15 protein-coding genes are annotated in these 21,118 nt (G+C 62.2%); 9 read left to right on the top strand and 6 right to left on the bottom strand.

The annotated features are described in order from the left end of the window. Positions 1-51 precede the first annotated feature (51 nt). Both HFK74_RS06925 and HFK74_RS06930 read left to right on the top strand, forming a co-directional pair. Positions 52-363 (top strand): DUF962 domain-containing protein, encoded by a 312-nt coding sequence (locus HFK74_RS06925; RefSeq protein WP_180202878.1) that lies wholly within the window; start codon positions 52-54, stop codon positions 361-363. An 18-nt stretch (positions 364-381) separates the two neighbouring features. After that, complete coding sequence (locus tag HFK74_RS06930) at positions 382-972, top strand: HD domain-containing protein (protein WP_008055538.1); 591 nt, start codon at positions 382-384, stop codon at positions 970-972. A 148-nt stretch (positions 973-1,120) separates the two neighbouring features. Here HFK74_RS06930 and HFK74_RS06935 read toward each other — a convergent pair whose 3' ends face one another. Continuing rightward, the gene (locus HFK74_RS06935) at positions 1,121-1,936 is read right to left on the bottom strand and encodes a UDP-2,3-diacylglucosamine diphosphatase (protein ID WP_180202879.1); all 816 of its coding nucleotides are present in this window, start codon (positions 1,934-1,936) and stop codon (positions 1,121-1,123) included. Between the two features lie 159 nt (positions 1,937-2,095). Here HFK74_RS06935 and HFK74_RS06940 point away from each other — a divergent pair, with 159 nt between their 5' ends. Together HFK74_RS06940 and HFK74_RS06945 are read left to right on the top strand one after the other, a co-directional pair. After that, entirely contained in the window at positions 2,096-2,854 is a 759-nt protein-coding gene (locus tag HFK74_RS06940) for an AraC family transcriptional regulator (protein WP_180202880.1), read from the top strand. Between the two features lie 76 nt (positions 2,855-2,930). After that, positions 2,931-3,824 (top strand): DMT family transporter, encoded by an 894-nt coding sequence (locus tag HFK74_RS06945; RefSeq protein ID WP_180202881.1) that lies wholly within the window; start codon positions 2,931-2,933, stop codon positions 3,822-3,824. Here HFK74_RS06945 and HFK74_RS06950 read toward each other — a convergent pair. The 4 genes from HFK74_RS06950 to recQ form a co-directional block, all read right to left on the bottom strand. Next, positions 3,818-4,108, bottom strand: a complete 291-nt coding sequence (locus tag HFK74_RS06950) for a SelT/SelW/SelH family protein (RefSeq protein ID WP_008055542.1) — start codon at positions 4,106-4,108, stop codon at positions 3,818-3,820. The two genes, HFK74_RS06945 and HFK74_RS06950, sit on opposite strands and share 7 nt — an antisense overlap. A gap of 512 nt (positions 4,109-4,620) precedes the next feature. Then, positions 4,621-5,805: a FimV family protein gene (locus HFK74_RS06955; protein WP_180202882.1), complete on the bottom strand. Its 1,185-nt coding sequence runs from the start codon at positions 5,803-5,805 to the stop codon at positions 4,621-4,623. A 129-nt stretch (positions 5,806-5,934) separates the two neighbouring features. Then, positions 5,935-6,369 (bottom strand): MarR family transcriptional regulator, encoded by a 435-nt coding sequence (locus tag HFK74_RS06960; protein WP_008055544.1) that lies wholly within the window; start codon positions 6,367-6,369, stop codon positions 5,935-5,937. 120 nt (positions 6,370-6,489) lie between these two features. Continuing rightward, positions 6,490-8,616, bottom strand: a complete 2,127-nt coding sequence (recQ, locus tag HFK74_RS06965) for a DNA helicase RecQ (protein WP_180202883.1) — start codon at positions 8,614-8,616, stop codon at positions 6,490-6,492. Positions 8,617-8,920: 304 nt separating this feature from the next. Between recQ and HFK74_RS06970 the strand changes: the two genes are divergently transcribed. The 4 genes from HFK74_RS06970 to lapD are packed head-to-tail and all read left to right on the top strand — an operon-like array spanning position 8,921 to position 12,639. Continuing rightward, positions 8,921-9,508: a YecA family protein gene (locus HFK74_RS06970; RefSeq protein WP_008055546.1), complete on the top strand. Its 588-nt coding sequence runs from the start codon at positions 8,921-8,923 to the stop codon at positions 9,506-9,508. Between the two features lie 10 nt (positions 9,509-9,518). Next, positions 9,519-9,914 carry a YbaN family protein gene (locus tag HFK74_RS06975; protein ID WP_180202884.1) on the top strand — a complete coding sequence of 132 codons (396 nt, stop codon included), beginning with the start codon at positions 9,519-9,521 and terminating at the stop codon, positions 9,912-9,914. Positions 9,915-9,968: 54 nt separating this feature from the next. Next, entirely contained in the window at positions 9,969-10,676 is a 708-nt protein-coding gene (gene lapG, locus HFK74_RS06980) for a cysteine protease LapG (protein WP_180202885.1), read from the top strand. A gap of 22 nt (positions 10,677-10,698) precedes the next feature. After that, on the top strand, positions 10,699-12,639 hold the full coding sequence (lapD, locus tag HFK74_RS06985) for a cyclic di-GMP receptor LapD (RefSeq protein ID WP_180202886.1): 1,941 nt from the start codon (positions 10,699-10,701) through the stop codon (positions 12,637-12,639). A gap of 74 nt (positions 12,640-12,713) precedes the next feature. On the opposite strand, the gene HFK74_RS06990 is transcribed toward lapD, so the two are convergent. Beyond that, the gene (locus tag HFK74_RS06990; RefSeq protein ID WP_180202887.1) at positions 12,714-19,148 is read right to left on the bottom strand and encodes a retention module-containing protein; all 6,435 of its coding nucleotides are present in this window, start codon (positions 19,146-19,148) and stop codon (positions 12,714-12,716) included. Between the two features lie 596 nt (positions 19,149-19,744). On the opposite strand from HFK74_RS06990, the gene HFK74_RS06995 reads away from it, so the two are divergent. Beyond that, on the top strand, positions 19,745-21,112 hold the full coding sequence (locus tag HFK74_RS06995) for a TolC family outer membrane protein (RefSeq protein ID WP_180202888.1): 1,368 nt from the start codon (positions 19,745-19,747) through the stop codon (positions 21,110-21,112). Positions 21,113-21,118: the final 6 nt, after the last annotated feature.

Raw genomic sequence — 21,118 nt, forward strand, 5'->3', positions numbered from 1 at the left:
CTACCCGCCGAACAACTTGCAGCCAGAACAATAACCACAGAGATTGCAGTCGTGGAAAACATCAAGCGTTTCAACAGTTTCGCTGAGTTTTACCCGTATTACCTCAGCGAACACAGCAACAGTACCTGCCGACGATTGCACTTCATCGGCACGACGCTGGTCATTTTCATTCTGGCGCTGACCATCGGTCGGGGCGCCTGGATGTTGTTGTGGGTATTGCCGGTTGCGGGTTACAGCTTCGCCTGGGTCGGGCATTTTTTCTTTGAGAAGAATCGCCCTGCGACCTTCCAGAACCCTTTCTACAGCCTTCTCGGCGATTTCGTCATGTACCGCGACATGATCCTGGGACGCGTGCCGTTCTAGACCACCAGAGGATTGCCGATGAATGCCAACGCCCGTTTTACCCACATGAAGGATGGTACGCAGGAAGACTGGGCGATCATCGCCGCGGACTTCAGCGCCTACGCTCGCCAATTGCCGATACGGATCGTCGCGCACCTGAAGCTGCTGGAAGGTGACTTCGGCGGTTTCCCCGTGGACCGCCTGACCCACTCGCTGCAAACCGCCACCCGTGCCTGGCGCGATGGCCGCGACGAAGAGTACGTGGTCTGTGCCCTGCTCCACGACATCGGCGACACCCTGGGCTCCTATAACCACCCGGACATCGCCGCCGCGATCCTCAAGCCTTTCGTCAGCGCCGAGAATCTGTGGATGGTGGAGAAACACGGGATTTTCCAGGGCTATTACTTCTTCCATCACCTGGGCATGGACCGGCACCTGCGCGAGCAATTCAACGACCACCCGCAGTATCAGGCGACCATCGAGTTCTGCGCGAAATACGATGCCGCAGCCTTTGATCCAGCGTACGACACGCTGCCGCTGAGTTTTTTCGAGCCGATGATGGAGCGCTTGTTTGCGCAGCCCAAGAATTCGATCTACAAGGCGGCGATGGAAGAGCACTCGCCAGCCTGATCAATCGAGCGGGACCGCTGCGCGCTCCATTCGCGAGCAGGCTCGCTCCCACATTGGATCTCCAGTGCACCACCTATTTTGTGACCACCCGCGATAAACTGTGGGAGCGAGCCTGCTCGCGATGGGGCCAGATCAGGCAGCCTGATTTTCAGGCCGGTTCCGCGATTTTTACTGCCTTCAACTGCGCCTCCCGCGCCTGGGCATCGGCCAACCGATACAACTCGATCGTGCCATCCCAATGCTCGATCAACGCCGTGCACGACTCCACCCAGTCGCCGCAATTGAGGTAATCCACCTCGCCGACCTTGCGGATCTCGGCATGGTGAATGTGCCCGCACACCACCCCATGCAACTCGCGCTTGACGCACTCATGGGCAATGGCCTCTTCAAAATCGCTGATGAAACTGACCGCGGTCTTTACCTTGTGCTTGAGGTACGCCGACAGCGACCAGTAGCCGTAGCCATAGCGGGCGCGCCAATGGTTGAGCCAGCGGTTGAGGGTCAGGGTGAATTCGTAGGCCGAGTCGCCGAGAAACGCCAGCCAGCGGTGATAGCGAGTGATCACGTCGAACTGGTCACCATGAATGACCAGCAAGTGCCGGCCATCGGCAGTCACGTGCACCGCTTCGTCTACCAACTGGATGTTACCCAGGATCAGTTTCGAATAACGGCGCAGGAATTCGTCGTGGTTGCCGGTGACGTAGATCACCTCGGTGCCGCGCTTGCTCATGGTCAACAGGCGCCGGATCACATTGGTGTGCGCCTGGGGCCAGTACATGCCGCCGCGCAGTTTCCAGCCGTCGATGATATCGCCGACCAGATAGATCTTGTCCGCGTGATAACCCTTGAGAAACTGCGACAGGTGCTCGGCCTGGCAATCGCGCGTGCCCAGGTGCACGTCGGAAATCCACAAGGTGCGCACACGTTGCTTACGACTGGGTTTGGCGAGCTCGGCGCTGGTCATGGGCGACCCTCAGGACAAGTTTTGGCAAGCTTGACCCGGTCGGGTTAATGACCCATGACAGCCGCAAGTCAGTCCTGTGACAGCGCGCACAAGCCGTGTCGGTGTAGACTGCGTCCTGACTCATCAACCCTGCAATGAGAGCCAGTAAAGAGAGCCGCGATGAGACCGATCCTTACCCTGCGCCAGTACACCGAAGACCTGATCGTGCACAGTCACGAGCACGCCCAACTGGTGTTCGGGCTGTCGGGTGCGCTGGATTTCGAAGTCGATGGGCGCGGCAGCCAGGTGGTCCAGCAAAGCTTCGTGGTGATTCCCTCCGGGTTCCACCATGCCTGCGGCAGCCCCAACGGCAGCCGCTGCCTGGTGCTGGATGTGCCCGGTGATCAATGGCTCGGCCAGTCCCTGGGCGATCATGCCGATGCCAGTCGACGCCTGCTCGACAACGCCGGTCGCTTGTCGCTGGATGCGGGGCAGAGCCAGTTGGTGGAGTGGCTGGCCAACAGCCCGGTCGATGACCCGGTGATTGCGCAACAGGGCGCGGTGCTGTTGCTGGCCAGTCTCAACAACGCCAGGCCCGACCCGGTCGGTGGACGGCGCCTGCCCTACGCCGCCTTGAATGCGCACATTGACCAATACGCCGCCTACCCGTTGCAAGTCGCCGACCTGGCCCGCGTGGCCGGTCTTTCCAGCGCCCGCTTGCATGCACGGTTCGTGGCCGAATGCGGGCAGACACCGATGGACTACATCCGCAGCCGCCGCCTGCACAAGGCCGTGGGATTACTGCGCAACTCGGTGCTGCCCATTGGCGAGATTGCCTGCCGGGTCGGCTACAGCTCCCAAAGCGCCTTTGCCGCCGCGGTGCTGCGCGAGTTCGGTGTATCGCCGGGCAAACTGCGACGCGAGGCTGGCGACAAATAACGCGAGTCTGGCGACAGACACGGTGGCGGCCGGCGCGGTTAAATGACCGGACTCACCACCTTTACCAAGGATTGCCATGACTCCCCGTACCGCCCTGGGCGCCCTGCATATCGGCGCATTGATGTTCGGCCTGACCGGCGTGTTCGGCAAACTCGCCGCCGCCTCTGCGCCCATCATCGTCTTTGGCCGGGCGGCGTTCGCGGTGCTGGCGCTGGCGTTCTTTGCCCGCTTTGCCAGCCAGACCCGCTGGCAGAAACTCGAAGCCGTGGATGTGCGCCGACTGCTGCTCAGCGGTTTGCTGCTGGCCGGGCACTGGGTGAGTTTCTTCATTTCGGTGAAGATCGCCGGCGTGGCCATCGCCACCCTGGGCTTTGCCAGTTTCCCGGCCTTCACCGTGATCCTTGAAGGGCTGATTTTCCGGGAGCGCATCCGCGCCAATGAAATCCTCCTGGTAGCGCTTGTCAGTGTCGGGCTGGTGCTGGTCACGCCTGAGTTCGATCTGGGCAGTGGCGCCACCACCGGCCTGCTCTGGTCGATCGCCTCGGGCCTGCTGTTTTCCCTGCTGTCGCTGACCAACCGCGCCAGCTCCGCGCGCATCCCGCCGGTGCAGGCGGCGCTGTGCCAGAACGTGGTGGTCGGTTTATGCCTGCTGCCGGCGGCGGCCCCGCACCTGAGCGAAGTGCGCGCCATAGACTGGCTGTGGATCGGCCTGCTCGGGGTGTTCTGCACCGGCGTTGCCCACAGCCTGTTTGTCGCCAGCCTGGCGGTGATCAAGGCGCGGACCGCCGCGGTGGTCTTCGCCCTGGAGCCGGTTTACGGGATCACCGTGGCCTGGTTGCTGTTCAATGAAAACCCGACCCTGCGCATGCTGCTCGGCGGTGCATTGATCATCGTCGCGATCGTGGTGTCCAGCAGGCTTTCCAGCGGTTCAAGCAAGAAAACCGTTACCGCGGAGGCGGTGTCTCACTGAGTGGTGCGATCGTTGTGCCCCAGGTCGCGGTCCGGATCGATCTGGTCGCGGACTCGCTGCTTGAGCACCTTGGCCTCGGGAAAACCACCGTCAGCCTTGCGCTCCCAGAGCTGCACCTGGTCACAGAAAATGTGAAAGACCCCGCCCGTACCGGGCACCAGCGACACCTTGCCCAGGTCATCGCCAAAGGTGCTGAGCAGTTCCTGGGCCAGCCAGGCCGCACGCAACAGCCACTGGCATTGGGTGCAATAGGTGATGACGATTTCCGGTTTGCTGGCGGTCATGATGGGCGAAATTCCTGAGGCGGAGGGCGTTAACATGATAACGGCCTTTGTTGCCTGGGATGAACGATTACGCGGTTCAACAGATACACCGTGGTGCGTGGTTCACCTGTAGGAGCCAGGCTTGCCGGCGAAGAACGATAACGCGGTGCGACAGATACACAGCAGCGCCTGGTTCGCCTGTAGGAGCGAGCGGTGCGGCGATCCGACTTGCCCGCGAAGAACGATGACGCGGTGCAACAGACACACCGCAGCGTCTGGTTCGCCTGTAGGAGCGAGCGGTGCGGCGATCCGACTTGCCCGCGAAGAACGATGACGCAATGCGGCAGACACACCGCAGCGTCTGGTTCGCCGGCAAGCCTGGCTCCTACAAGCGAAGAGCGATAACGCGCTGCAACAGAAACACCGCAGCGCTTGGTTCGCCGGCAAGCCTGGCTCCTACAAGCGAAGAACGATTACACGGTACAGCAGGTACACCGCGGCGACTTGTTCGCCGGCAAGCCTGGCTCCTACAGTTACGTGTTGGCGCGAAGGCTGTCGTCAAGGGAAGCGGGTTCGATGGTCCATTCGATCTCAGGCTCGGGTAGCGCTGGCACTTCGCGGGGCTGAGTGTTTTCCATCGGGCCCAAATCCCAATTCGTATCCATCGACAAGTCGTCCAGGTTCAACTGGAACTCATCGGTGGGTGACGGCTGCGAAGGCGTTGCCGGGAGCAACGTCGCGGATGTAACAAGCGCGACTGGCGCAAGAGTGCTCAATTGTGGAGGGTGGACGCGGACTTCCTGAAGTGCCTGCTCACCTTGCGCTACGGGTGGATTGGCCTGGAGGTCATGTTGCGATGGCTCTGGCGAGGTCTGATCTTGCTGTCGTTGACGACGCCCCCATGCAAGCAGCAGCGCCAAGGCCAGCAACGCCACAAACCCAAGCATCCATAGCCAATTCACCCCTGGCTCCTCAACTACGACCGGCACCGGTGCCACGACAACCGGCTCCGTCGGTGCCTGCTGGACCTCCGCCAATCGGGTTTGCAACTCGCTCACCTGCCTTTTCTCAACGGCAATCTGCTCGTCCTGTGCCTGGAGCTTCGCGTTGAGTTCATCGAGGCTCGCCTGCAACTGCTGGCTGTGCAGGACACTGGCGGCCAATTGTTCAGCCAGAGGATCCACAGGCGCTGCCAGCGTTTCCCTGTTTACAGGTGAGGGTACGACTGCCGGCTGAACCCTCGGGAATGCCGAAGCAGGACGGTCCGGCGGCAGCTCATCGTCAATCAGTGCAATGTCCGCGGCACCCGGAGGATCGATCAGCACAGTGTATTCGCGCAACAAGCGGCCATTGGGCTGGTCGAGCTGAACCAGAAAGTCCAGATAGGGTTCCTTCACCGGTTTTTTGGAGCTGACCCGGATCAGGCGGCGATCGCCCCGCAGGATGGGCGTGAACGTCAGGTCGTTGAGGAAAGACACGCGCTCGACCCCGGCGCTCCTGAACTCGTCCACTGTCGCCAGGCGGACGGACAACTCGTCCTCCCCCACTGCGCCAGCATCCACCAGGGCGATGTCGGCGCGCAGCGGTTGATTCAACGCCGAGTGCAGGGTGATTTCACCCAGGCCCAACGCCGGCACCCAGGCCGAGTAAGTGACGGCGGCACCGGCCAGCAATAGCCTGGCACCACACCGTACAACCAATAGCCGACTCTGGAGCATGAACATCCCTTAGGTAACCAAAAAACCAATCTGCACGTGTTCGCACATCCGGTACGAACACGATATTGCCGAGTAGTTCTTATAGTCTGCCCAATGCGTTCACTCAAAAGTCTGGCGTGAAGCTTTGTCTCAGGATTTTTCGAGGTTGGCCAGGATGTGCCCGTGAACCCGCATGCACACCTTTACATCGGCCTCATCGACACCCTCGAAGAGTTCATGACGTAGTTGAGTGGCAATGGTTTCAATTTGTTCGATCAGGGGACGCGCCGGGGCACACAACACGATTTTTTTTGCCCGACGGTCTTCTACCACTGCCTGGCGTTGCACCAGGCCCTGGCTTTCCAGGCTGTCGAGCAGCCGAGCCAGGGTCGGCCCTTCGACACCGACGCTTTGCGCCAGCTCACGCTGGGTCGGGGCTTGTTCGAAGCGCGCCAGGTGCAGCAGCACCAGCCAGCGGGCCTGGGACAATCCGAGCCCGGCAAGGCGACGGTCGAGTTCAGCACGCCAGCCACGCGACATCTGGGCCAGTTGCATGCCAAAACGGTGTTGATCGGTCAACGGCATAAAACACTCATGATTAGACTGAAAAAAGGGAAATACTAATAATTAGTCAGCTAAGCATGAGCCTTGGCTGGAGGCAAGGCTTGTTCTGTACTGAATCGTTACATCAGCGGGACCGATCGCTCAAAGTTCGAATTCGGACTGCAGGGCGGCGCGCACACAGTACAAAACCCCTTCCGGCACGCGCCCCGCAAACAGCGCGGAAATTTCCGACACGGGTGGCAGTTCGCCCTCCCCGTCGAGGAATGCATCCTGGACTTCGCCCATCAAGTCCTCCGGCAGATCCAGCGCCTGCTCCAGTGACAGCTGCTGCTTGCCAATCGCCTCGGCGAGCAGGGTGTAGACGTTTTTTTCCGAGCACTGCAACTGCCCGGCGATCTGCAACGGCGTCATGCCGGCACGCGCCAGGGTGATCAGCTCGTGGCGCAGGTCTGCCACGACTTTCGGTGCTTCGGCCTGGCCCCCGAGGACCTCGAGGAACGCCTCGCCATAACGCTCCAGCTTGCGTGCGCCGACGCCGCTGACCCGGGCCATTTGCGCCATCGTAGTCGGTTGGCTGCGCAGCATTTCCAGCAAGGTCGAGTCGGGAAAAATGACGTACGGCGGTACGCCATGTTCTTCGGCCAGCTTGCGACGCAGGGCTCGCAAGGCTTCCCACTGTTCGCGCTCTTCGCCGCGCACCAGTTGGCTCGCCTGGCTCTTGCTGCTCTTGGCGGTCGTTTGCGCCTTCAGGTCGCGCCGCAGTTCCAGGGTCACCTCGCCCTTGAGCAGCGGCCGGCACGTGTCGCTCAGGCGCAGGCCGCCGTAGCCTTCCAGGTCGATATCGGCCAGGCCGCGGGCCACCAGCTGGCGAAACAGCGAACGCCACTCGCCTTCGGCCATTGCCTTGCCGACCCCATACACCGAGAGTTTCTGATGCCCGAAGTTGCGCACCTTTTCGTTGTCCTTGCCCAGCAGGACATCCACCAGGTGCCCGACGCCGTAGCGCTGGCCTGTGCGGTAGATCGCCGACAGCGCCTGACGGGCAGGCTCCGTGGCGTCCCAGGTCTGCACGCCGTCGACGCAGTTATCGCAATGCCCGCAGGGCTCGGGCATGTCTTCGTCAAAGTAGGCCAGCAATGTCTGGCGGCGGCAGCGGGTTTCCTCGCACAGCGAGAGCATGGCATCGAGCTTGTGTTGCTCCAGGCGCTTGTGACGCTCGTCGCCTTCGGAGTTCTGCAACATCTGCTTGAGCATCACCACGTCCTGCAGGCCATAGGCCATCCAGGCATCGGCCGGCAGACCGTCACGGCCGCCGCGACCGGTTTCCTGGTAATAGGCTTCAAGTGACTTCGGCAAGTCGAGGTGAGCGACAAAGCGCACGTTGGGTTTGTCGATGCCCATGCCAAAGGCCACGGTGGCGACCATGATCAGGCCTTCCTCGTTGAGGAAGCGTTTCTGGTGGTGCGCACGCAGGTCGTTGGGCAGGCCGGCGTGATACGGCAGCGCCGGGAAACCTTGTTCGGTGAGGAACGTGGCCACTTCCTCGACCTTCTTTCGCGACAGGCAATAGACGATGCCCGCATCGCTGCGACGCTCGGCGAGGAACGCCAGCAACTGCTTGCGCGGCTGTTCCTTGGGCACGATGCGATAAAAGATGTTGGGCCGGTCGAAGCTCGACAGGAAGCGCTCGGCCTCCTGCAGGTGCAGGCGCGTGACGATCTCTTCACGGGTGCGCTTGTCGGCGGTGGCGGTCAGGGCGATGCGCGGGACGTCGGGGAACAGTTCCGCCAACTGGCCCAATTGCAGGTATTCCGGGCGAAAGTCATGGCCCCACTGGGACACGCAATGGGCTTCGTCGATGGCGAACAGCGAGATATTCAGGCCTTGCAGGAAGCTCAGCATGCGTGGCTGGACCAGACGCTCGGGCGCGAGGTAGAGCATTTTCACCTCGCCGCGCCGGATCCTGGCCGCCAGGTCACGCTGTTGTTCGGCACTGAGCGTGGAGTTCAATGCCGCGGCGGCCACACCCAGTTCTTCCAGGGTCGCGACCTGATCGTCCATCAGCGCGATCAGCGGCGAAACCACGACCGCCAGGCCGTCGCGCAGCAGCGCCGGCACCTGGAAGCACAGGGATTTACCACCCCCGGTAGGCATCAGGACCAGGGCATCGCCGCCACTGGCCACGCGCTCAATGATCGCACCCTGGCGGCCACGGAAACTGTCGTAGCCGAAGATGTCCTTGAGGACGCGCTGAGCCTGTTCGAGCATAAAAACTCCAAAAATCACCGAAACATCCCTGCAAGGCTGGTACAGGACCCGCAACTTTGCACCGACAAATCGTAAGTACGGATTGCATGACGCTGTGCATTTAAGCCGCGAAACCAGCAGGGCATCACAAAACGCGCGAGTATACCCGACCCCTGTCCGGCAAAGGGCGCCGCTGAGAAGACACACGAAGACCCATGAGCCTCGCTTCCACGGGGAATGCGCTGCAAATATGCCGTGCGGCTGGCCCAAGCGCTCAAGAAGGCCTAGAATTCCCGCATCGAATATTCCCCAAGGTAGCCCTTTAATGTCCTTCGCTGAGCAACTAACCCGCTTGCAAGTCTTCCTCGACGCCGATGAACTGCATGACGAGGCGCTGGACTACGTGGCCGCCCACGGCTACCTGACCGCGCTGTCGATCTGTTCGGAAGACGTTCCCGATCGTGAATGGATCGATGCCCTGTTCGCTGAAGAGCCGCATTACAGCAGCGAAGCCCAGCGCGAAGAGATCGAAGCCACGCTGATCGGCCTCAAGGCGCACATCGCCCGTCAACTGGCCTCCGATGAAGAGTTCGAGCTGCCGTGCGACCTCGACCTGGGCGACGACCCGGACGATTCCGAGCTGCGCGGCTGGTGCATCGGTTTCATGGAAGGCGTATTCCTGCGCGAAGAAGCCTGGTTCGAAACCGCCGAAGACGAAGTCAGCGAAATGCTGCTGCCGATCATGGTCGGTTCCGGCCTGTTCGACGAGCAACCGGAGTTCTCCGACATCGCCGCCGACGCCAACCTGATGGACGACATGATCGTGCAGATCCCGGAAGCCCTGACTGCGCTGTACCTGCTGTGCAACGCACCGGACGAAAAACCGGCGATCCTCAAGCCACGTCACCACTAAGGTTTTGCCTATGGACAACCCCATAGGCAACCGCTCCCTGATGTTGCGCTACGTGCTGCTGGCCATCGGCTGGCTGAGCGTAGCGTTGGGGGTGCTCGGGATTTTCCTGCCGGTGTTGCCCACCACGCCCTTCCTGTTGCTGGCGGCTGCCTGTTTCGCCCGCAGTTCACCGCGTTTCTATCAATGGCTGGTCGAGCACCCGCGGCTCGGGCCATGGATTCGTGACTACCTCGAAGGTAATGGTATTCCGCTCAAGGGCAAGGTCTACGCCATCGGCCTGATGTGGGCGAGCATCCTGTTCTCCTGCTACCTGGTGCCGCTACCTTGGGCACGGGGGTTCATGCTGACCAGTGCAGTGCTGGTGACCCTGTACATCCTTCGGCAGAAAACCCTGCGTAAATCCTGACTGTCGTTGTAAACACCACCTAGACTTCAGATCTCTGCATTCGAGCAGCCACACATGCCGCGCAGGCCGGGTAGTCCAGGATGGCCAACACGCCGACTTCGGTTTGGCGGATGGTTATTGCTCGCCAGTTTTCCGCTGGCCGTGCCTGGTAATGTCTGGCCCAGCTGGGATTTCGCGAAGATTGAGCAAACCGCCGAAAAACGCTATGCCAGCCTGGGGCCGACGCAGGGACGTATCCAGTCCTGGAGTGAAATGCTCCAAGGCGAACGCGACCTGCCCGAGCAAGCGCAATTGACTGCGGTCAATCGCTACTTCAACCAGCAGTTGGATTTCCAGGACGACGCCCGCATCTGGCACCAGAGCGATTACTGGGCCACGCCGGTCGAGGCGCTGATCAAGGCCGCCGGCGATTGCGAAGACTATGCCCTGGCGAAGTATTTCAGCCTGCGCCAGCTGGGCATTCCCAGCGACAAGCTGCGCATAACCTATGTGAAAGCCCTGACCCGAAACCAGGCACACATGGTGCTGACCTATTACAGCAGTCCGGGTGCCGAACCGCTGGTGCTCGATAACCTGATCAGTGAAATCCGCCCCGCCTCGCAGCGCAAGGACCTGCTCCCGGTGTATGCATTCAACGCCGAAGGCCTGTACCTGCCGGGCAAGCCTGGCAATCAGCGCAGCGGCGACTCGAAAAAACTGTCGCGCTGGCAAGACGTCTTGAAAAAAATGCAAACCGAAGGATTCGCCGTGGGCGACGGTTAGCCGCCACGCCAAGGAGCGCTCGATGAAACTGCGCAACCAGTTGTTTCTCGCCATTTGCCTGTTCTTGCTGGTGGCCTTCAGCGGCAGTTTTTATGCCAGCCTGGAAAGCTCTCGCGAGCAGACGCTCGGGCAGTTGCGCGCCCATGCCCAGGACGCCGCGACCGCCCTGGGCCTGACCTTGACCACACAGGTCGACGACCCGGCCATGATGGAGTTGATGGTCAGCTCTATTTTCGACAGCGGCTATTTCAGCGACATCCGCGTGACCCACCTGGAAAATCGGCAGGTGCTGGTGCAGCGCAGCATCCCCGAGCAAATCGATGGCGTGCCCGGCTGGTTCGTCAACCTGGTGAATTTGCGTCCCGAAGGTGGCGATGCACTGATCACCCGTGGCTGGCAACAGGTGGCGCGGGTCGAAGTATTGAGCAATCCACAATTCGCCCTGGCGAAACTCTGGGACAGCACACTGGGCAGCCTCGTCTGGTTGCTGCTCTGTGGGCTGCTCAGTGCGGTGTTCGGTGGCTGGCTGCTGCGTCGACAATTTCGCCCCCTCGACAGCATGGTCCGCCAGGCCGACGCTATCAGCAAACGCGAGTTTCTCAGCGTGCCGACACTGCCACGCACACCGGAATTGAAACGTGTGGTGCTGGCGATGAACCAGATGGTCGAGAAGCTCAAGACGTTGTTCGCCGAAGAGGCTGCGCGTAGCGAAAAACTGCTCAATGAGTCTTATCAGGACAGCCTGACAGGGCTGGCCAACCGGCGATTGCTCGATGAACAATTGGCCGATCAATTGCTGGTCACTGAGCAAAATGGCGACGGTCACCTGCTGATGCTACGGCTCAACGATCTGGCCGGCCTCAATCAACGCCTTGGCGGTGAACGCACCGACGCGCTGATTGGCGCGGTTGGCGACTTGCTCAAGCGCCTGACTCAAGTTCCAGAACGTCGCACCTGGCTGGCAGCGCGCAATCGCGGGGGCGAATTCAGCCTGCTGGCACCGGATCTCGATAGCGAGGATGCGACACGCCTGGCCGCCGAGATCAGCGCCTCTCTGGAAAACCTGCGCCTGACCGGCGACAGTGATTGCATACCCGTCGCCCATCTGGGCGTCGTCGCTTACCACCCCGGCGACCCGTCGAGCCACGTTCTGCATCAACTGGACCAGGCACTGAACGAAGCCCGGCAACAACCTGAGCGCCCTTGGGCCGTGTTGGGCCGCAGCGACAGCCCGCCAGGCCAGGCCCAACACCACTGGCATACCTGGATCGACGATGCCCTGAACGAAGGCAAGCTGCAGTTGTATTTCCAACCGGTGGTGCAATGCGCCGACACCCGCCAGGTGCTGCATCACAAAGTCCTCGCGCGCCTGCTCGATCCACAGGGCGAAGCGATTGCCGCCGGCCAGTTCCTGCCGTGGATCGAGCGTTTTGGCTGGACGGCGCGCTTCGACCTGGCGATGCTCGAAGCCACCCTCGAATACCTGGTCATCAACCGTTTGCCCCTGGCATTGAGCCTGTCCGGCAGCACCTTGCGCGATCAGGCGCAGCTGCGATTGATCCTCGACACGCTGGAATCCCTGCCGGAACTGGCGCCCCTGCTGACCCTGGAAATCGATGAACGCCAACTGCCACCCCCGGACCAACTGCAACGCTTGAGCCACAGCCTGCTCGACACCGGTTATCGCATCGGGCTGCAGCATTTTGGCGGTCACTTCAGCCAGATTGGCAACCTCACCCAGCTGGGGTTGGCCTACCTTAAAATCGACGGAGTCTATATCCGTGGCATCGATGTGGAGCGTGACAAACGGCTGTTCATCGAGGCGGTTTGCCGCACGACCCACAGCATCGACCTACCCTTGATAGCGGAGAAAGTAGAAACCCAGGGCGAGTTGGACACGATCAGGGCACTGGGGGTGTTTGGCGTGATGGGGCGCTTGGTCGGGCAGCCGCTGCCGATGTGATTTGCAGAGGTTCGCACACAGAAAAAAACCGCCCCCTTGCACAGGGAGGGCGGTTTTTTCGTTGCGGTTTCAGGTCACACGGTATCCACCTTCAGCGAGTGGTCATTGAGCATGCCGTTGATGATGGTGGCCGTGTCCGCGCCGCCGATGACTCCGTCCGCCCCCGGCGTAACCCCATAGTGACTGGCCAGGTTGACACCCGCCAGGTCGATGGTCTGGTTCGGTGCGGCGCCGGCCATGGCGCTGACGTCGATGCTGGTCACCAGTGAAGCGCCGCTGCCACTGACGGTGAAGTGCAGATAGTCATCCAGTGAGGCGGCGGTGCTGTTCTCCCCTTGCAGCAGTTGCGACAGGTCGAGCTTGTCGGCCCCCGGCTTGAAGTCGGTGATGATGTCGTGGCCGCTGTTGCCGTTGAGCCACTGGAAAGTGTCGGCGCCACTGCCGCCGGTCAGGGTGTTGTTACCCAACCCGCCGATCAGGAAGTCGTCGCCACCCTCGCCGTTGAGCACGTCGTTGCCCAGGCCACCGGTGATGATGTTGCTGTGGTTGTCTCCCGTGAGTGAGTCATTGAAGTTGGAGCCAGTCAGGTTTTCGATGGCGACCAGGGTGTCGGTGCCGGCACCGATGGTGTTCTGTGCGCCGGCTTCGCCGAGATTGACCGTGACGCCAGCAGTTGCGTGGGCATAGCTGGCGGTGTCGCTGCCCGTACCGCCATCGAGGAGGTCGTTGCCCGTGCCGCTGTAGAGCAAGTCATTGCCGGCATCACCGTGCAGCTCGGTGTTGCCGGTGCCTGCGGTCAGCACGTCGTTACCGTCGCCGGCATGGATGATGTGCTCGCCGTTGCCGGCCACCAGGGTGTCATCCCCCGCCGTTCCGGTGAGGGCGTGGCCATCCTGGGAGGTCAGGTGGGCGCTGGTGCTGCCGCCATGGTTGTCGCTGGCGGTGTAGGTGTGGTCTGGAGCCGTGTCGTGGGCTCCGGCGTAATCGACGGTCATCTTCAACTGGTAGTTTTCAGCACCGTTTGCGCCTTGGCCCGGACCATCGGGGATATTGGTGATGTGGATGCGGTAGGTGGCATCCGCCGTCGCCGTGATGGTCTGGCCGTCAGCGATGGCGACATAGGCGCCATCGTTGATCGAGTACTCCATGCCGATGTGGCCGGCTGCGAGGTTGTGATCCAGGTTGAGGGTTTCCCCCTGCTTGAGATTGACGGTGATCAGGTTGTCGTTGTGGTTGCCGTTGGCCGCACCCAGCGCCCCGCTGACCACCAGCACCGCGGTCATGGCCGCCGTGTTGGCGACGAAGGCGCTGCGGGCTATGGCGGCATTGCTGCCGGAGACGTTGTAGTTCTGTTGGGTCCCCGTAAAGTCCGCCCCTTTTGCTACCAGGTCCTGGCCGGCAGCTTTTCCATGGACGTTCACGTCGCTGTCACGGCCCGCCACCTTGCAACTGTTGTTGTACACATCGATGGTCACGGTGGTGGTGCTTTCATCACCGTCACCATCGCGCAGGGTGTAGGTGAACACGTCACTCGCACCCTGGCCGCCCACCGAGTTCGGGTAGCTGTGGTACAGCGCGTTGCCCGCCGCATCCAGGGTCAGGTAGCCGTAGGAGCCGTTGATCTGGCTGTTCAAGCCGCCATGCACCGGGGTCGAGGTGTCGTCGCCGGCGCGCACGCCGACTACGCCACCACCGGCGAACTGGCCATCGGCCCCCACGTTGTCGTTCCACAACACATTGCCGCCGATGTAGCCGCCCTCTCCCACCGTCGCTTTATCGGGTGTTGCGGTGGGCACGTCATCGACGATGTTGACCACGATGGTGCTGGTGGCGATGTTGCCCAAGGCGTCGATGGCCTGGTAGGTGAAGCTTTCGTGCACGGTGTTGGCGCCGTCGTTGGCTGGCGGCGTGGTGCTGGCCGGCGACGTCAGAGTGTAGGTGTAGCTGCCGTCGGGGTGCAGTAACAGTTGGCCGTAGGTGCCGATGGCGTTGCTGACCAGGCTGTAGGTGATGGCGCCACTGCCGCCATGGACTGCGCCGACCAGGGTGCCGCTGGCGGTTTCGCCGGGGTTGCAGGGCTGGGCCAGGGCATTTTCGTAGACGGTCACGTCCTGGTCACTGGCCGCGACCAGGCAGCTGTTGTGCACGTCAATGATGATGGTGGTGGTGCTTTCGTCACCGTCACCGTCACGCAAGGTGTAGGTGAACACATCGCTCGCGCCCGGACCGCTCACCGAGTTCGGGTAGCTGTGGTACAGCGCGTTGCCCGCCGCATCCAGTGTCAGGTAGCCGTAGGTGCCGTTGATCTGGCTGTTCAGGCCGCCATGCACCGGGGTCGAGGTGTCGTCGCCTGCGCGTACGCCGACCACGCCACCGCCGGCGAACTGGCCGTCGGCCCCCGTGTTGTCGTTCCACAGCACATTGCCACCGATGGAACCGCCCTCTCCCACCGAGGTGTGGTCGATGTTAGCGGTGGGCACGTCATCGACGATGTTGATCACGATGGTGCTCGTGGCGACATTGCCCTGGGCATCTGTGGCCTGGTAGGTGAAGCTTTCGTGCAGGGTGTTGCCGCCGTCGTTGACTGGTGGCGTGGTGCTGGCCGGTGAGGTCAGGGTGTAGGTGTAGCTGCCGTCGGGGTGCAGCAACAGCTGGCCGTAGGTACCGATGGCATTGCTGAGCAGGCTGTAGGTGATGGCGCCGCTGCCGCCATGGACCGCGCCGACCAGGGTGCCGCTGGCGGTTTCGACCGGGCTGTTTGGCTGGCTGCCATTCACGCTGCCGGGGGCCAGGTCCTGGCCGTCCTGCTGCAGGTCCAGGGCTTTTTCGTAGACGGTCACGTCCTGGTCGCTGGCCGCGACCAGGCAGCTGTTGTGCACGTCGATGATGATGGTGGTGGTGCTTTCGTCACCGTCACCGTCGCGCAGGGTGTAGGTGAACACGTCGCTCGCGCCGGGGCCGCTCACCGAGTTCGGGTAGCTGTGGTACAGCGCGTTGCCCGCGGCATCCAGTGTCAGGTAGCCGTAGGTGCCGTTGATCTGGCTGTTCAGGCCGCCATGCACCGGGGTCGAGGTGTCCCCGCCTGCACGCACGCCGACCACGCCGCCGCCGGCGAACTGGCCGTCGGCCCCCGTGTTGTCGTTCCACAGCACATTGCCGCCGATGGAGCCGCCCTCTCCCACCGAGGTGTGGTCGATGTTAGCGGTGGGCACGTCATCGACGATGTTGATCACGATGGTGCTGGTGGCGACATTGCCCTGGGCATCGGTGGCCTGGTAGGTGAAGCTTTCGTGCAGGGTGTTGCCGCCGTCGTTGGCCTGCGGCATGGTGCTGGCCGGTGAGGTCAGGGTGTAGGTGTAGCTGCCGTCGGGGTGCAGCAACAGCTGGCCGTAGGTACCGATGGCATTGCTCAGCAGGCTGTAGGTGATGGCGCCGCTGCCGCCATGGACCGCGCCGACCAGGGTGCCGCTGGCAGTTTCGACCGGGCTGTTTGGCTGGCTGCCATTCACGCTGCCGGGGGCCAGGTCCTGGCCGTCCTGCTGCAGGTCCAGGGCTTTTTCGTAGACGGTCACGTCGTGGTCGCTGGTCGCCACAAAGCAATTGTTGTGCACGTCGATGGTGATGGTGGTGGTGCTTTCGTCACCGTCACCGTCGCGCAGGGTATAAGTAAACACGTCGCTCGCGCCGGGGCCGCTGACCGAGTTCGGGTAGCTGTGGTACAGCGCGTTGCCCGCGGCATCCAGGGTCAGGTAGCCGTAGGTACCGTTGATCTGGCTGTTCAAACCGCCATGCACCGGGGTCGAGGTATCGGAGCCGGCACGCACGCCGACCACCCCGCCACCGGCGAACTGGCCGTCGGCCCCCGTGTTGTCGTTCCACAGCACATTGCCGCCGATGTAGCCGCCTTCTCCCACCGAGGTGTGGTCGGCGTTAGCGGTCGGCACGTCATCGACGATGTTGATCACGATGGTGCTGGTGGCGACGTTGCCCTGGGCATCGGTGGCCTGGTAGGTGAAGCTTTCGTGCAGGCTGTTGGCGCCATCGTTGGCCTGCGGCATCGTGCTGGCCGGTGAGGTCAGGGTGTAGGTATAGCTGCCATCAGGGTGCAGCAGCAGTTGGCCGTAGGTGCCGACGGCGTTGCTGACCAGGCTGTAGGTGATGGCACCGCTGCCGCCGTGAACCGCCCCGACCAGGGTGCCGCTGGCGGTTTCGGCCGGGCTGCCCGGCTGGCTGCCATTCACGCTGCCGGGGGCCAGGTCCTGGCCGTCCTGGTGCAGGTCCAGGGCTTTTTCGTAGACGGTCACGTCGTGGTCGCTGGTCGCCACAAAGCAACTGTTGTGCACGTCGATCGTGACGGTGGTGGTGCTTTCGTCACCGTCGGCATCGCGCAGGGTGTAGGTGAATACGTCGCTCGCGCCCGGGCCGCTCACCGAGTTCGGGTAGCTGTGGTACACGGCGTTGCCCGCCGCATCCAGCGTCAGGTAGCCGTAGGTGCCATTGATCTGGCTGTTCAGGCCGCCATTCACCGGGGTCGAGGTGTCCCCGCCTGCACGCACGCCGACCACGCCGCCGCCTGAGCCATCGGCACCGCCGACGTCGTTCCGCAGCACGTTGCCGGTGACGGTGCCGCCCTCGACTACCGACGTCGCATCGGGGTTGGCGGTCGGCAGGTCATCGACGATCTTGACGTTGATTTCCCCACGCGCCTCGCTGCCGTCGGCATCGATGGCGATGACTTCGAAGTTCTCGCTGATGCTGTTGGCGCCGTCGGCGTTGGGGTGGGTCTCGGTGTAGTTCAGGGTGTAGCTGTAGCTCACCACGCCGGTGGCCGGGTCATAGCCGGTGACGGTCAGGGTGCTGCCCAGCCAGGTGCTGCCGGAGATCGGCAAGGGCTGCACCACGCCACCGCTGATGATCGCGACCCCGGAAATGCTCAGGCTCTGCAGGCCGTCCGGGGCGTTGACGGTGAAGGTCCCGTGCTGGGTCAGCGCCGGGGCGTCGGGGTCGCTGCCGTACATGAGATTTTTCTCGTAGACGGTCAGTTCGCCGCCCACGACGTCCAGGCCACCGAGGGTCACCCCGTCATCGTTGTTGTGCACGTTCAGCACCAGCTGGGCGGTGCTGCTGTCGCCATCGGCGTCGGTCAGGACGTAGGTGAACGTCTCGGTGCCGTTGCCACCGGCGTGCAAGGCCTTGAAGTCGGCATCGCCGGGATTGAGGGTGTAGGTGTAGGTGCCATTGGCGTTGAGCACCAGGGTGCCGTAGGTGCCGATGAAGGTGCCGGGGGTGATCGGGCCACTTGCAGGACCGGTTGTTATACGGTCGGCGCCTTGCACGTCATTGCCCAGGACGTTGCCTTCGAGGGTGAGCCGGGTTTCCGAAGCGGTGTCGGGGTTGCTGTCATCGTACGCCTTGGGCATGTCGTCTAGGATGGTGACGTCCAGGGAACCGGTGGCGGTGTCGCCGTTGCTGTCACCGGCAACCACGGTGAAGTGCTCGCTGAGATGGGTGCCGTCACCGCTCGAATGGTTTTCGTTGTCGTTGAGGGTGTAGCTGTAACTCACCACGCCCGTGGTCGGGTTGTACCCGGTGATGGTCAGGGTGCTGCCCAGCGGCGTGGTGATCGACTGCGGAAACCCGCTGGCCACACCAGCGCTGATCACGCTGATCCCGCCGATGGTGAGGCTGGTCAGCCCGTCAAGCGCCGTGACGGTGAAGGTGCCGTTCTGGGTCAGCGCGGCGGGATTGCTTGCCGAACCGTCAGGCAGGTTGGCTTCCTTGACGGTCAGCTCACCGCCCGCCACCGACAGGCCGTCGAGGGTGACCGGATTGTTCACGGGTGGCGTGACTGTTGGTGGCAAGACTTCAGGTGGCGTGACTACAGGAGGCAAGACAGGCGGCAAGACAACAGGCGGTGTGCCGTCTGGTGGTGGGACTTCGGGCAACGTGACCACTGGCGGTGTAATCAGCGGTGCACCCGCACCGTCGTCGGGGTTTCGATCGCCGTCGTGCCGCGCAATCGGAAACTCCGGAATGCCATTGAACCCGGCAGTGGGAAAGCCAATGGTCGGCTCGACCCGCCCACCCACTTCCTCGAGCATGACGAAACTGTGGCCCCCACCCTGTGCTCCATCGGCAGGACCAGTCGAACCCGGGCCAGCCGCCGTGGCTTCAGCGGTCTGGGTCGGGTCGTCACCGGCAGCAATGGCTTTTTGCAATTGCTCGACATCGGTCAATTGCGCCTGGCTCGGGGTCGTCGCTTCAGCCGTTTCCACATGGGGCGACGTCTGCGCCAGCAACTGGGCGGTCATTTGCAGGCTACTGCCACGACCCAGCGTCAGTTCATCGCCATTTTGCAGATGCACCGCCACCGCGCCTTCGGCCCCGGTCACCAGTTGATCGCCGGCAAACAACCGGTCCCCCTCGATCAGCACTCGACGGGTGCCGTCACCCGCCACCGCGAAGACCTGACCGATAACCTTGCTGACGATACCGATGAGCGTAGCCATGTGCATTCCCTCCGCTGCCAACGCTTTGTCGGCACCCTGTCTGAATGCGGAGAACATGCCCATGGGCTCAAGCGGATTAACTGGTCGATCGCCTGCCGGTCAACACGGATTACCCCAAGTAAGCCGTTGCCCTGGCGTCGATCTCATCCAGCGTAATGCTCGCGGCCGGTGCCCGCGACCGGGATAAACCCTTTGCAATCAATGGCATTGGGCTACCAGTCGCGAACAACGTCATCCGCCAGCGTTGCGTAACAGTCCTGAATCACCTTGGCGACAAAAAACCGTCACCCCAGTCTGCGCCGCATCCCTCCCCTCCAGCACTTCTCCGCTCTTTGTCGATAAGTGGACTTGAACTTTCCTCAAGCTCTGATGAGGGCCATAAGGCGCATAAATCAAGGGCTTTCGCAGTGAACAATGTGCTGGATTTGGCAGAGTACATAAGTTTTTTTTGGCATAATCCTTATGAGAAAAACTTCTTAGGTTCGCCTCAAAATGTTCTTAGCTCTGATGTTACAAGCATGAAACGGTTTTACCTATAAATGTCGTCAAATAATTGGCGACTCATAAAGCATCATTAGGATTCAGGGAGATGAACCATGCGTCTTTTAACCCCCCTATGCAGCGCGGTTCTGCTGGCAATTGCCTGCAGTACCCAGGCGCATGCCATGTCACTGACCGAAGCGATCCAGAGCACTATTGCCACCCACCCGGAACTGGCATCACGGGTGGACAGCCGTCTGTCGGCTGATGAAGACGTGAAGGTCGCCAAGGGGGGCTTTTATCCATCGGTGGACCTCAATGCCGCGTACGGGCGCGGGTACAGCGACAACACCAACACTCGCAACACTCTGCCGCTTGGCAATCACCACACCGAAATCCTCAACTACACCCAGTCGGAACTGCGCCTGCGGCAGATGCTCTTCGATGGCTTCAACACCGCCAACGAAGTCGAGCGCACCAAGGGCGTCGTCAACTCCCGGGCGTATTACGCCCAGGGCACCGCCCAGGACCTGGCCCTGCGCACCATCGAGGTCTACCTCGAAGTGCTCAAGCGCCGCGAACTGGTGACGCTGGCCAAGAACAACCTGCAAGCGCACTTGCGGGTCAACGACCAGATCGGCCTGCGCACCCAGCGTGGGATCGGCAGCAACGCCGACGCCGACCAGTCCACTGCCCGTCGGGCGCTGGCGGAAAACAACCTCGACACCGCCGAAGTCGACCTGGCCGACGCCGAGTCGAACTTCGCCGCCGTCGTCGGGCGCCTGCCTGATGAACTCGAAGCTCCGTCGTCGATCCGTGGCGAGCTGCCAGCCTCCCTGTCCGATGCCCAGCAAAGCATGGTGGACAACAACCCGTACCTGAAATCCGCCCAGGCCGACGTGCAATCGGCCGAGAGCCAGTACGAAGTCGCCAAGTCGCCGTTCTACCCGCGCTTCGACGCCGAAGCCGCGGTGGGCGCGAACAACAACATCGCGGGCGAAGAAGGCCATGACAACGAATGGCGAGTGGGCGTAGTGATGAACTACAACCTGTTCCGCGGCGGCAGTGACAAGGCGCGCCTGCAGTCCGATGCCCACAAGATCAACCAGGCGATGGACATCCGCAACAACGCCCTGCGCCAGCTCAACGAAAACATCCACCTGGCGTGGAACGCGATGGTCAACGCCAAGAAACAAACCCCGACCGCCCGCGAGTACGCCGAAACCAGCCGACGCGTACGCGTGGCGTATCAGGATCAGTTCGGCCTCGGCCAACGGACCCTGCTCGACCTGCTGGACAGCGAAAACGAGCTTTACAACGCCAACCGCCGCTACACCGAAGTACGCTACATCGAGGAGTTTTCGATGTACCGTGTGCTGGCGAACATGGGGCAGTTGCTGAGCAAGCAACGCGTGGTGCTGCCCGCCGACGCCATCGCCCAGGCGGAAGTGAAAAGCGAAGCTCGCCTGCCTGAACTGAAGTAGTACCAG

It is taken from the genome of Pseudomonas sp. SbOxS1 (assembly GCF_013416725.1).
GTDB lineage: Bacteria > Pseudomonadota > Gammaproteobacteria > Pseudomonadales > Pseudomonadaceae > Aquipseudomonas.